The sequence below is a fragment of the Streptomyces sp. NPDC093546 genome (assembly GCF_044765045.1).
Taxonomy (GTDB): Bacteria; Actinomycetota; Actinomycetes; order Streptomycetales; family Streptomycetaceae; genus Streptomyces.
Genome location: NZ_JBIWJG010000017.1, coordinates 17,709 through 30,316 on the forward strand (window position 1 = coordinate 17,709; position 12,608 = coordinate 30,316).

At 72.9% G+C, this 12,608-nt stretch carries 9 protein-coding genes; 4 read left to right on the forward strand and 5 right to left on the reverse strand.

All coding sequences use genetic code 11. From position 1 onward, the window contains the following. Positions 1 to 15 precede the first annotated feature (15 nt). Complete coding sequence (locus ACIRNI_RS28130) at positions 16 to 2,277, reverse strand: germacradienol/geosmin synthase (RefSeq protein ID WP_403555582.1); 2,262 nt, start codon at positions 2,275 to 2,277, stop codon at positions 16 to 18. A gap of 133 nt (positions 2,278 to 2,410) precedes the next feature. After that, complete coding sequence (locus tag ACIRNI_RS28135; RefSeq protein ID WP_403555752.1) at positions 2,411 to 4,153, reverse strand: PP2C family protein-serine/threonine phosphatase; 1,743 nt, start codon at positions 4,151 to 4,153, stop codon at positions 2,411 to 2,413. Between the two features lie 241 nt (positions 4,154 to 4,394). Between ACIRNI_RS28135 and ACIRNI_RS28140 the strand changes: the two genes are divergently transcribed. Next, the gene (locus ACIRNI_RS28140; protein ID WP_403555584.1) at positions 4,395 to 4,760 is read left to right on the forward strand and encodes an ANTAR domain-containing protein; all 366 of its coding nucleotides are present in this window, start codon (positions 4,395 to 4,397) and stop codon (positions 4,758 to 4,760) included. Positions 4,761 to 4,828: 68 nt separating this feature from the next. Here ACIRNI_RS28140 and ACIRNI_RS28145 read toward each other — a convergent pair whose 3' ends face one another. Continuing rightward, positions 4,829 to 5,947, reverse strand: a complete 1,119-nt coding sequence (locus ACIRNI_RS28145) for an aminoglycoside phosphotransferase family protein (RefSeq protein ID WP_403555586.1) — start codon at positions 5,945 to 5,947, stop codon at positions 4,829 to 4,831. Between the two features lie 234 nt (positions 5,948 to 6,181). Between ACIRNI_RS28145 and ACIRNI_RS28150 the strand changes: the two genes are divergently transcribed. Further along, positions 6,182 to 7,672 (forward strand): hypothetical protein, encoded by a 1,491-nt coding sequence (locus ACIRNI_RS28150; protein ID WP_403555587.1) that lies wholly within the window; start codon positions 6,182 to 6,184, stop codon positions 7,670 to 7,672. Between the two features lie 52 nt (positions 7,673 to 7,724). On the opposite strand, the gene ACIRNI_RS28155 is transcribed toward ACIRNI_RS28150, so the two are convergent. Further along, positions 7,725 to 9,224, reverse strand: coding sequence for a PP2C family protein-serine/threonine phosphatase (locus ACIRNI_RS28155; RefSeq protein WP_403555589.1), 1,500 nt, complete (start codon positions 9,222 to 9,224; stop codon positions 7,725 to 7,727). Between the two features lie 417 nt (positions 9,225 to 9,641). Here ACIRNI_RS28155 and ACIRNI_RS28160 point away from each other — a divergent pair, with 417 nt between their 5' ends. Next, positions 9,642 to 10,661: an NAD-dependent epimerase/dehydratase family protein gene (locus tag ACIRNI_RS28160; RefSeq protein ID WP_403555754.1), complete on the forward strand. Its 1,020-nt coding sequence runs from the start codon at positions 9,642 to 9,644 to the stop codon at positions 10,659 to 10,661. 150 nt (positions 10,662 to 10,811) lie between these two features. After that, a complete protein-coding gene (locus ACIRNI_RS28165) occupies positions 10,812 to 11,735 on the forward strand; it encodes a hypothetical protein (RefSeq protein ID WP_403555591.1) in 924 nt (307 codons plus the stop codon). Here the strand turns inward: ACIRNI_RS28165 and ACIRNI_RS28170 are convergent. After that, complete coding sequence (locus tag ACIRNI_RS28170; protein WP_403555593.1) at positions 11,710 to 12,510, reverse strand: VOC family protein; 801 nt, start codon at positions 12,508 to 12,510, stop codon at positions 11,710 to 11,712. The two genes, ACIRNI_RS28165 and ACIRNI_RS28170, sit on opposite strands and share 26 nt — an antisense overlap. Between the last annotated feature and the right edge of the window lie 98 nt (positions 12,511 to 12,608).

A 12,608-nucleotide genomic window follows, 5' to 3' on the forward strand; every position in this document is an offset into this window, starting at 1 on the left:
CCCCGCCCCTCCCGCTCAGACCCGCGAGGTGAAGAGCTCCGCCACCCGGGCCGCCGACGTGCCCAGCCCCACCGGCCCGGTCGGCAGACCACCGGCCCGCGCCGTGCGGGACTCGGCCGGTGCCGTGGCGGTCGGCGCGCTCACGCCGCGCAGCCGTGCCGTGCCCGCGCCCGAGCGGACGTCCTCGTCGCGGTAGCGGCGCACGCTGCGGTGCCAGTTGAGGATGCCGGCCAGCCAGTCCTCCAGCTCCCGGACGTACGCGTCGAGCGCCGCCCGCCCGGTCTCCTTCAGCCCGAACTGCTCGGCCAGCAGGGGCAGTTCCTTCTCCTTCACATACAGAAACTGCCGCAGCCGCCCCCGCATCAGATCGTCGACGATCGCCACACCGGTGGGGTAGTCGCAGCCGAAGAAGGTCTGCACCACCAGCACCCCGTTGTGCACCTCGCCCTCGACCTCGATCTCCTTCTGGTACGAGAAGAGGTCGTTGAGCATCGTGGCGTAGTCCTGGGCCGCGTTCTCCAGGCTGCGCACCGGACCGCTCCGCAGCAGCTCCGCCGGCAGTCCGCCCTCGTGCCGCAGCCGCGCCAGGCTCATCGTCATGTCGGAGCCGAAGGTCTGGCGCCGCATCTCGATGTAGTCGACCGGGTCGGGCACCCGGTGCTGCGCCTGGTTGTGCAGCTCCCACATCCAGCTGTCCAGCATGCGGTCCATCGCCCCGCGGAAGGCGGCCCGGGCGTCGGGGCCCATCGGTCCGGCCGTGCGGGCCCACAGATCGGCCAGCGACCTCTCCATCGGACTGACGGCCCCGGCGGCGCCGGCCGCCGGATCCTCCACCGGCATGCACGCCTTGAGCCGCTCGGTGGACACCTTCGCCCCGGCGAGGTCGCGCGGCCGCCCGAACTTCAGCGGGTAGTAGTCGTCGCCGTACGTGCCCCAGGTCAGCCACAGCGAACTGAGCTCCAGCTCCTCGGCGGTGGCGTCCGGGTCCAGCCCCGCCGCGCACAGCGGGAGGTCGAAGCCGTCCATCATGGCTTCGTCCCAGATGTCGTCGAGCAGGCCCATCCGGCCGGCCCACGCCAGCGCCTTCGCGCGGGCGTCGTCCAGGTGGGGGCTGAGTGAGAGCGGGAAGGGCAGGTCGAAGTCCGGCAGCAGCGACGGCCCGACCTGCTGGTGCGGCACATGGGTCAGGGTGCGCAGCCGCGCGGCGGCGGGCCGCCCGAAGAGCGTGCGGATGTCGAGCGCCGACGTGCCCAGCACCCCGGGGAGCGCCGAACGGGCGCCCAGCGCGCCCTCGTTCATGTAGCGGCTGGAGCGCATGTGCCATTCGTGGCCGCCGGACTGCCAGTCCTGCAGCCCCTTGGTGTACGCGGCCACGGCGGCGCATTCCTCAGGCCCGAGCCCCTTCTCCACGCACAGCGCGGGCACCTCGGTCAGCGCCGTGTTCTCGAACTGCTGCAGCCGGGACGTCAGCAGGTCGTTGACGGCTTCGGCGGCCTCCTGCGTCGAGCAGTGGAGGAACTTCTCCAGCACCAGCACGCCGTTGCTGTTCTCGCCCTCGTCCTCGACCTCCCGCTGGTACGAGAAGAGGTCGTTGCGCAGGTGCACGGCGTCGGCGAAGGTGTCCCGCAGCACCAGCAGCGGCCGCGAGTCCGCCACCGACACCGGGACCTCGGCACCGGCCGCGTACTCCACCAGCCCCGCCGACCAGGGCGCGCCGCCGACCTTGCGGCGCATCTCGATGTACTCGACGGGGTTGGCGATCCGGCCCTCGTTGATGTTGGCGAGCTCCCACAGGGACTCGTTGAGCAGGTGCTCGGTCGCCTCGGCGAACCGGGAGCGCCACCCCGCCGACATGCTCGGCACCGTACGGGTCCACAGGTCGGCGAGGCCCGCCTCGACCGGGTTGGTCGCCTCCGGCATCCCCTGGTCGAGGTCCATCGGCATGAAGGCCGGCATTCGGTCCAGGTACGCCGTGCCGCCGGCCAGGTCCTGCGTGCGCTTGAACACCTCCAGGAAGTGGTCGTCGAAGAAGAAGACCCAGACGTACCAGTCGGTGACCAGGGACAGCGCGTCGGCGTCGCAGTCCGGGTGGGTGTACGAGCACAGCAGGGCGTAGTCGTGGGAGTCGAGGTCGTGCTCCTCCCAGACGCCCGAGCCCTCCAGCATCCCCATCCGCCGCGCCCACTGCTTGGTGTGGACGCGGGCCGCCTCCAGGTGGGGATTGAGGCGTGCCGGATACGGCACGTAGAAATCCGGCAGGACGAAGGGCTGAGCCATGCGCGCGGGGCCTTTCGGTGAAGGAGGGTGGAGGAAAGGACACTTCCGGGCCGGGCTTACCCATGTCCCATGCGTCCCACGCGACTCATGAATTAGTCATATAAGTCGTACTGGTGGGGGGTGGATGCCGTGCTCAGTCGACGCGTACGGCGAGCAGACACGCGTCGTCGTCATGGACCGTGCGCTCGTACTCGTCGGTGAGCCGGTCGATGATGCCCTGCGGCGGCAGACCACTGCTCCCGGTCAGCGCCCGCGCCAGCGCGTCGATGCCGTCCGTGATGTCCTGGCCGCGCCGCTCGACCACCCCGTCGGTGTACAGCAGCAGCACATCCCCGCCCTCCAGCGGGAACTCCGCCGTCTCGTAGTCATGGCCGGGCAGCACACCCAGCATCGGCCCCCGGTGGTCGGTCGGCAGCGCGAAGACATGGCCGTCGCGCAGCAGCAGCGGCGCCGGATGCCCCGCACACGTCCACCGGAACACCCGGTCGTCCCCGACGTGCCCCACGCACATGGTGGCCGTCGCGGGGGTGGGCTCGCTGCACACCAGCTCGTTCAGCCACGTGGTGACGTCACCGGCGCAGGCGCCCGAGTGGGCGAGCCCCGCCATCGCGTACCGCTGCTGGGCCATCCGGGCCACCGCGTCCAGACCGTGCCCGCTCGCGTCCCCGATCGCGATCAGCGCCCGGCGGTTCGGCAGCGGACGGCACTTGTACCAGTCGCCGCCGACGGCCGCGTCCGGCTCGGCCGGCAGATACGCGGCCGCGGCCGTCAGCCCCAGCTCGGCCAGCCCCTCGGAGTACGTCGGCAGCAGCGCCTCGCGCAGGGCGGAGGCGACGTGCCGCTCCGCCGCGGCCTGCTGCCGCAGCTGCTCCGTCTCCACCTGTTTCTCCACCAGGCGACGCCGGCTGCGCATCTGCGGAGTGAGGTCGCGGGCCACGATCTGCACCGCCCAGGGCCGCCCGTCCGTCCCGGCCACCGGCCGCCCCAGCAGGTCCACCGTGCGGACCTCGCCCAGCACCAGGAACCGGATCCGGGTCCAGGCGGGCTCCTCACCGGCGAGCACGGACGCGATGAACTCGCCGAACGGACTCACGTCCGCCGCCACCAGGTGGTCGCACAGCTCCAGCAGCGTCCAAGGCAGCGCCGGATCCGTACGGAAGATCCGCTGGAGCCCCTCCGACCACGACACCCCGCCCGACAGCAGGTCCCACCAGCCCCACCCCATGGAGGCCAGGTGCTGGGCGTCGATGGTGAGCAGCTCCGCCTGGCTGCGCACCGGCCGCCAGGTCGTCAGCACCTGCTCGCCGCAGGCGGCCGCGTAGTGCACCAGCTGGACGCGCCTGAGCCTGCCGTACCGCTCCTCGGTGTAGTCCACCACGAGGCCGCCCAGGGCGCGCCCCGTCTCCAGGACCTCACTGAGCGCGGACAGCAGCCCGCTTGCGGCGGCGCCGGTGCGCGCCACCTCGAAGAACCGCTGCCCGACCTGCTGGTCCGGCGGCACCAGCCACTCCACCGAGCGGATGTGGTTTCCCGCCCGGATGACGAAGTCCGTGACGGCCCCGGAACCATCCCGCACCGGCGCGAGCAGCGCGGCGGACACCGGGATGCCCGGCAGCGCGGCGCACAGGCAGCGCCACGGGTCATGGTCCTCACCGGCGTCCACGCAGCTGTGCGAGGCGCCGTGGCCCTGGCCGCACGGGCACTGCTCGGCCTCGCGGGCGCCCTCGCCGGGAACCGGCCCGTCCGGGCGCCCGGGGGCGGGCGCGACGGCATCCGTCGCCCTGCGCACATCGGCGCGGAGCGTCGCGATCTCCCGCTCGATGAAGGCCTTCAGCGACACCACGTCGGACGGCATGGTCGCGGCCTCCCGGATCATAGACACCTGCAAAACGGACATCTGCTGCGTATCCGGCACGGAGGGCGGTAAACGCCCGGCCACTCCACCGGCCGACACCGGGGCCGGTCGGCGCGGAAGAACCGCCGCCGAAGGCCCGCCCACGACGGGACGAAAGTCCCGGCCCGGACGGGCCGTACGGCGTGCTTGCGCCCTCTGCGGTCCGGACACAACCCCGGCAGGCACACACAGCAGAGGAACAGCGGAGGAACGACCCCATGACGTGGCAGCCGACCGAAGGGCGGACCCGGCCGTGACGACCGCGCACCCCGTGGAGCGCACGGACACCGCACGCCTCGCCACCGAGGTGGACCAGCTGCGCCGGGCCCTGGACAGCCGCGGCGTCATCGACCGCGCCCAGGGCATGATCATGGCGCTGACCCCCTGCCCGGCGGACCGGGCCTGGCAGGTGCTCGTGGAGATCTCCCAGCACGGCAACACCAAGCTGCGGGACGTCGCCGCCGCCCTGGTCGCCACCGCCGGCGGCACCGCTCTGCCGCCGGACCTGTACGCCCCCTTCCACCGGGCCGTCCACACGGCCCGCACCTCCCGCCCCTCCCGCGCCACACCACCGCGCCCGCGCCCGTGAAACCGGCAGTGCGCTGTGCGCCGGTGTGTCGGCACCGGTCACACAGCGCACTCCCCTCCGGGGGGCGGTCAGCGTGTGCCGACGGCGGCGCGCACGGCCCGGCGGGCCATGGCGCAGTCGTCGTGCAGCCGCCTCAGCAGCAGGCGCTGCTCCTCGCCCGCGGACAGGCCGCCCGGCTGAACCGGTACCGAGCCGACCGGCGGCGCCTCTCGTATCGTGCGCTGCACGGCCGTCTCGTACGTCCGGATCTCCCGCGTCAGCACCAGCATCAGGTTCACCAGGAACGCGTCGCGCGCCGCTGGCCCCGCCGCCTGCGCCAGCTGCGCGATCTGGCGCCGCGCGACGGGGGCGTCGCCCAGTACGGCCCACAGCGTCGCCAGGTCGTAGCCCGGCAGGTACCAGCCCGCGTGCTCCCAGTCGACCAGCACCGGGCCCGCCGGTGACAGCAGGATGTTCGACAGCAGCGCGTCACCGTGGCAGAACTGGCCCATGCCGCCCAGCCCGCCCGCGTGCGCCAGCCCGTGCAGCAGCTTCTGCAGGTCGTCCCGGTCCCGGTCGGTGAAGAGCCCCAGCTCGTGGTAGCGGGAGATCCGCGAGGCGTAGTCCAGCGGAGCGTCGAACATCCCGGCCGGCGGCCGCCACGCGTTGAGCCGCGCGATCGCCCCCAGCGCGGCCCGTACGTCCGCGCGCGGCGGCGCCTCGAAGGGGTGGCGGCTGAGCGCCGCGGGCCGGCCGGGCATCCGCTCGATCACCAGGGTGCAGTTGTCGGGGTCCGCGGCGATCAGCCGCGGCGCCCGCACCGGCGGGCGGTGCCGGACGAAGGTGCGGTAGGCCGCGATCTCATGACGGATGCGCTCGGCCCAGGCGGTGGAGTGGTCCAGTAAAACCTTGGCGACCGCGGTGGCCCGTCCCGTCGTCCCGACGAGCAGGACGGAGCGGCTGCTGCGCCGCATCAGCTGGACCGGGTTGAACTCCGGGCAGACCCGGTGCACCGACGCGATCGCCTTGCGCAACTGCGCGCCCTGCGGACCGGACAGGTCGATCCTTCCACTGAGCGGCCCCGCCGCCGGTCCCGCCCAGCGCCGGGCCCGTACGGCCTGGGGTGGATCCGGATACGGCCCGCTGCCGGCCGGGAGGGTGCGCGCGGGCCGGGGCGGGGCGGACACGGAGGACGATGCTGTGTACATGGGCGAGACAGATCCCTTCGTGTGCCGACGAGTTACGTACGCTGCCCCGGCCCGGCAACCGGCCGACACCCTGGGGAATGAGGGCCGGTTACCGGGGCGGGGTGGCGCTTTCCTACCTGACACCCGCGCGCGGGTGGCACACCATCTGGCGGACCCTGGCGAAGCCTGGCGAATAGTCGCCAGCCCTATGCCGGCGGGCTACTGTCAACTCAGCCGAGAACCTGGGGGCTTGACGTGACCGGAGAACCCAACACCCGCCTAGCAGATCTGTTCGGCCTGGCCGGCTGGTCCAAAGGAGAGCTCGCGCGGCTCGTGAACCGGCAGGCGGCGGCCATGGGCCACCCGCAGCTGGCGACCGACACGTCGCGCGTCCGGCGGTGGATCGATATGGGGGAGACCCCGCGCGATCCCGTGCCCCGGGTGCTGGCAGCCCTGTTCACCGAGCGACTCGGCCGTGTCGTGACCATCGAGGACCTCGGGTTCGTACGACACGGGCGCGCCGGGAAACGGCGGGACGTCAGGAACACCGACAACCCTGACGGGCTGCCCTGGGCGCCCGAGCGTACGGCTGCGGTCCTCACCGAATTCACGGGAATGGACCTCATGCTCAACCGACGCGGCTTGGTGGGCGCGGGTGCCGCGCTCACCGCAGGCTCCGTACTGACCAGCGCCATGCACGACTGGTTCCGCACCGACCCCGCACTCGGCGCGGACGCCCCGCGCCTCGACGACCCCCTGCACGCCGACCCGGCCGGGTTCGACCGCTACGAGGCCGCCCCCATCGGGTCCCAGGAGATCGAGGCACTGGAACGCTCCGTCGAAGTGTTCCGCGCCTGGGACGCCGCCCGCGGCGGCGGGCTCCAGCGCAAGGCGGTCGTCGGCCAGCTCAACGAGGTGGGCGGCATGCTCGCCTACCACCACCCCCCGCACATCCAGCGGCGGCTGTGGGCCGTCGCCGCCAACCTCGCCGTCCTGGCCGGCTGGATGTCGCACGACGTGGGCCTCGAACCCACCGCCCAGAAGTACTTCGTCATCGCCGCGCACGCGGCCCGCGAAGGCGGCGACCTGCCGCGCGCGGGTGAGGCGCTCTCCCGCGCCGCCCGCCAGATGGTCCACCTCGGCCGCCCCGACGAGGCCCTGGACCTGATGAAGCTCGCCCGCGCCGGTTCGGGCCCCGAGATGCTGCCCCGCACACACGCCATGCTGCACACCATCGAGGCGTGGGCGCAGGCGGCGATGGGCCACGGCCAGGCGATGCGCCGCACCCTCGGGGAGGCGGAGGAGCTCTTCGTCTCCGACCGCAGCGACGTGCCCCCGCCGAGCTGGATGCAGACCTTCAAGAAGGAGGACCTGTACGGGATGCAGGCCCTCGCCTACCGCACCCTCGCCGAGCACGAACCGGGCGCCGCGAAGCAGGCCCAGCACTTCGCGCAGAAGGCACTCGCCCTGCGCATCGACGGCCGGCAGCGCTCGAAGATCTTCGACTACCTGTCGATGGCGTCGGCGTGCTTCATCGCCGACGACCCCGAACAGGCCGACCGGTACGCGCGCCTCGCCCTGATGTCGATGGGGGAGACCTCCTCGCAGCGCACCTGGGACCGGTTGCGGGAGATGTACCGGCTCACCGGGAAGTACGCGGACTACTCGAAGATCGAGGACCTGCGCGAGGAGATCCAGGTGGCGATGCCCAAGCCCGCGAAGAAGCAGCGGAGCACCGAGATCTAAGACGTCGTTTCGTCGTACCCGGACCGTACCCGCACCGTGCCTACGAGCGTACCTACGACGGGTCGCCGATCCGGGCGACCATGACACAGGCGTCGTCCTCGCGCGGGCAGGCGCCGAACTCCTCCACCACCACCCGCACACACTCCTGCGCGTCGCGCGCCCGAGCGAACCGCGGTGCCATCCCGAGCAGCCGCTCCGTCCCCTCCGTGCCGAAGGGGTCCGTACCCGTGCCGCGCGTGAGTCCGTCCGTGTGCAGGACCAGCAGATCACCGGGGAGCAGCCGCACCTCGGTCTGCTCGTACGCCGTCTGTGAGGTCGCGCCGAGCAGCACGCCGTCCGGCCGCGTCAGCGCACGCCCCGCCCCGCCGCGGAACAGCAGCGGGGCGGGGTGTCCCGCCTGCGCCCAGGTCAGCGTGCCGGTCGCCGGGCTGTAGCGGCAGCACACCGCGCTGCCCAGCGCCGTGTGCGCCGACGTCTCCAGCAGCTGGTTCAGGTGGCCCATCAGGGGCCCGGGCCGGATCCCGGCCACGGCCATGCCGCGCAGCGCACCCAGCAGCATCGCCATCGAGGAAGTCGCCGACACGCCGTGCCCGGTGAGGTCGCCGACGGACAGCAGCGTGTCCCCGTCGGGCAGCTCCAGCGCGTCGTACCAGTCGCCGCCGATCAGCGCGCTGGAACCGGAGGGCAGGTACTGCCCGGCCAGGTCGAGGGCGGCGGGGCCGCCGTCCGGGAGGCGCAGCGAGCCGCGCCACGGCGGCAGGACCGCCTCCTGGAGCTCCACCGCCACCCGGTGCTCGGTCTGTTCGATGTCCTGGCGGCGGCGGAGCGACTCCCGTGATTCGCGGACCACCCGCTCACTGCGGCGCAGTTCGCTGACGTCCCGTAAAACGGCCCACATCGACGCCGTGCAGCCGTCCGCGTCGAGGACCGGCTCGCCCATCATGTGGAGCGTACGCACCCGGCCGTCGGTCCGGACGATCCGGAACTCGCCGTCGATCGGCTTGCCGTCGATCAGACAGCCCGTCACCATCGTGGTCAGCGCCGCCTGGTCCTCGGCGAACACCATGGACGGCAGCTCGTCCAGCGACATCGGGCCCGACTCGGGAGAGCGGCCGAAGATCTGGAACAGCTCGTCGGACCAGGTCACTTCGTCGGTGAGGAGGTTCCACTGGGCGCTGCCGACCCGGCTGAGCAGCGCACCGGTGCGCGGGGGCGCGTCCGAGGGCGCTTCCCCGGCGCTCTCGCCCTCTTCAGTCCGTTCCTCGGCGGACCGGGCGTCGGCGTCGGCGGACCGGACGTCGAGGGCGCGGTCCTCGCGCAGCCCTTCCTTCAGCTGGCCCAACTGCGCGCCGAGGTCGTCCAGTTGGTGGACGGCGAGATCGCATAGTGCGCGCTGCCAGCGGCCCTGCGGGTCGTCCTCGTCCGCGACGGCGTCCCGGCGTACGGCGTCGACGTCGCCCCGCAGTCGGCGGGTCTGCGAGATCAGCGCGTCCACCGTGCCGCGCTCGGGCGGCTGCCCGGCGGCACGGTCCGCGAACAGATGGGACGGCATGTCGTACTCCGATACGGGCGCGGTGTGGCCAGGGTCTGAAATATAAGGACCGGTTACGACTGTTGCACAGGCCGCGATGGCCTGTAAGGGGTTTGGCAACACTCGATAGGGGGGTGCTTCTGGCATATGCCAAAGGCCCGGCGATTACCGGCCAACTCCGTCCGGAACACGCCGTATCGAAGCCTTTCCGCTCCGTCACGGCAGGTGTCGAACCATGGCCTGCCCCGCGGCAGGCCCCGCTCGAGGCCGCCCCGAGGCGGGATTTTCCCTCCCACTCGTCCGAGTGCGTCCCGTGGTCGCGGCATTGACGGTGCGCACGTGGACGGCCGCCCAGCGGGTACCCGGAGCGTCCCGGCGCGTGCCGGGGCACGTCGATCCGTACGTCCGTACGATCCGTCGGAGGGCAGGACCGTGAGCATGGAAGCCGGCAAGAGGGTCGTCGTCACCGGAGCCACCGGCAACGTCGGCACCAGCGTGGTGGCGGCGCTGGCCGACGACCCGCAGATCGCATCCGTACTGGGCCTGGCGCGCAGGCTGCCCGGCTGGTCGCCGCCCAAGACCGACTGGGCGGCCGTGGACCTCGCCGAGGACACCGACCTCGTCAGGCACTTCGAGGGCGCCGACGCCGTGATCCACTTGGCCTGGGCGTTCCAGCCGACCCACGACCCGGTCAGGACCTGGCGCACCAACGTCCTTGGCAGCCTCCAGGTCTTCCGGGACGTCGCCTCCGCCGGCGTGCCCGTCCTGGTCCACGCCTCCTCCGTCGGCGCCTACTCACCGGGCCCCAAGGACCGGACCGTCGGCGAGTCGTGGCCCACGCACGGCTGGCCGGACGCCGCCTACTGCCGCGAGAAGGCGTACCTGGAGCGGGTGCTGGACTCCTTCGAGGTCCGCAACCCCGGCGTCAGGGTGGTGCGGATGCGCCCGGCGTTCCTGTTCAAGGAGGAGTCGGCGAGCGAACAGCGCCGGATCTTCGGCGGGCGCTTCCTGCCGGGGACGCTGGCCCGCCCGGGGGCGGTCCCCTTCGTGCCGGACATCCCCGGGCTGCGGTTCCAGGCCCTGCACACCGACGACGCGGCGCAGGCGTACCGCCTCGCGCTCGGCCATGAGGTGGGCGGCGCCTTCAACATCGCCGCGGAGCCCCCCATCGGCGCCGAGGAACTCGCCGACCTGCTCGGCGCCCGGCTCGTCCGCGTGCCCCGCCCGGCCGTCCGCGCCGCGCTGGCCGCCGCCTGGAACCTGCGGCTGGTGCCCGCCTCGCCGCACCTCTTCGACGCGGTGCTGCGCCTGCCGCTGATGGACTGCACCCGCGCCCGGGTCGAGCTCGGCTGGCACCCGCAGCGCAGCGCGCTCGACGCGCTGGAGGAGCTGCTGCGCGGCATGCGGACCGGCGCCGGCCAGGACACCGCGCCGCTCGCGGGCCGCAAGGTCGGCTGAAGGTCGGCCGACGCACGCGCCCCCGTCCGGCCCCCGAGCGGCGTGGCCGGATGTGACCCGATCCGTACCCTCCGCACGGGTGACGACGGCTCCCTCAGTGGGCAAGCCCTAAGGAGACAGGTGTCGGTGTCGGGTCGAAAGGGGGCCGCCGTGCCGGACAGACGACCTCGCGGCTACCAGCCCGACTGGCAACCGCGCCCGGCGACCGAGCAGTTACTCGCCGAGGTCGAGATGGTCCTCGGCCGCTACGCCGCACAGCTGCCGCTGACCATCCGGCAGATCTGGTACGCGACGGTCGCCGACGGCGCGCTCGCCAAGCAGGAGCGCACGTACAGAAGGCTGGTCGACATGCTCGGCATGGCCCGCCGCGCCGGCCGCATCTCCTGGCTCGCGATCGGCGACGACGCCGACCCCGCCGCCGAGCCGCGGACGTTCGACGGCCCGATCGGCTTCCGGCGCGCCGTCGCCGACGCCGCCCGCGCCTACCGGCTCGACCGCCAGGCCGGTCAGGAGGCGCGCCTCGAAGTGTGGTGCGAGCCGGCCGGTCTCGTACCGCAGCTGACGGCCGTCACCGACCCCTGGGGCGTGCCCGTGTACGCGGGCGGGGTCCTCACCTCCCTGTCCGGCAGGCGCGCCGCCGCGCGCCGGGCCGCGACCGGCGGACACGGCGCCGTGTGCGTCCTGCTGGTCGGCGACTGGGACCCCGGGCGGCAGCACCTCTTCACCTCCCTCGCCGAGGACGTCAAGGCCTTCGCCTCGCTCGACGCCCCCGACGTACGCGTCGACTTCGAGCGCCTGGCCGTCACCGAGGCGCAGGTCGCCGAACTGCACCTGCCGTCCGCTCCGCTGCGCGCCGGCGCCGCCGCCACCCAGGCGGAGGCCATCCCGCCGGACGTCCTCGCCGCGCTCGTACGGGAGGCCATCACCTGCCGCCGAGACGACGACGTCCTGGCCGCCGTCCTCGCCCGGGAGGAGGCCGAACGGCGCATACTGCTGGACCAGCTCGGCGGGCTGCCGGCAGGGGCGCAGCCCGCCGTGCGGGGCCGGCTCACTCCGCCAGGGTCTGGGTGGTGACGACGAACAGGCCCCCGTCCGGGTCGCGCAGGGTGGCCTCCACGCCGGGCTCGTGGTGGACGACGGAGGCGCCGTGCTCCCGCGCCTCGCGTACGCACGCGTCGACGTCCGGGACGGGGAAGTAGACCTGCCAACGCGGGCGGATCGACGGGTCCGGCGCGGCCTCCAGCGCCCCGGAGCTGAGCCGGGCGACGACGCGCCCGCCGCTGCGCAGGACGACCTCGTCCTCCTCGTACTCGACGTCGCAACCGCCGGGACGCCCGCTCGCCCAGTCCAGGATCTCGCCGTAGAAGATCGCCGCCTCGAAGGCGTCGCGGGTCTGCAGCCTCACCCAGGCGGGTGCCGCGTCCCGCCAGTTCTGCCAGCCCGACAGCAGCTGGCCCTCCCAGATGCCGAACACCGCCCCGTCCCGGTCGGCCGCGAGGGCACCGCGCCCCATCGCGAAGGACACCGGCCCGACGGCGACGGTGGCGCTGCGCTCCCTGATGCGGGACGCCGTCTCATCGGCGTTCTGCACGGCGAAGTACGGGGTCCAGGCGACGGCCATCTGCAGAGCGCCTGCCAGGGCACCCATCCCGGCCACCGGTTTGCCGTTGGCGAGCGCGACGCTGAACTCCTCGCCGAGCCGCGCCGGGCGGTACGTCCACCCGAGCACGGCGCCGTAGAACTTCTGCGCGGCGCTCAGGTCGTGGGTCATCAGGCTGACCCAGCACGGGGCGCCGTACACGGCCTCGCTCGAGGTCACGCCCTTGGTCGCTGTCGGTTTCGTATTCATGTGCAAACCGCCCTGTGTCACCATGCCGCCTCTGCCCGGATGTCCATCCTTGCACTGTTTACAAGGGCGGTCCTGTTTCGCCCGGCTGTTTGCCTGCC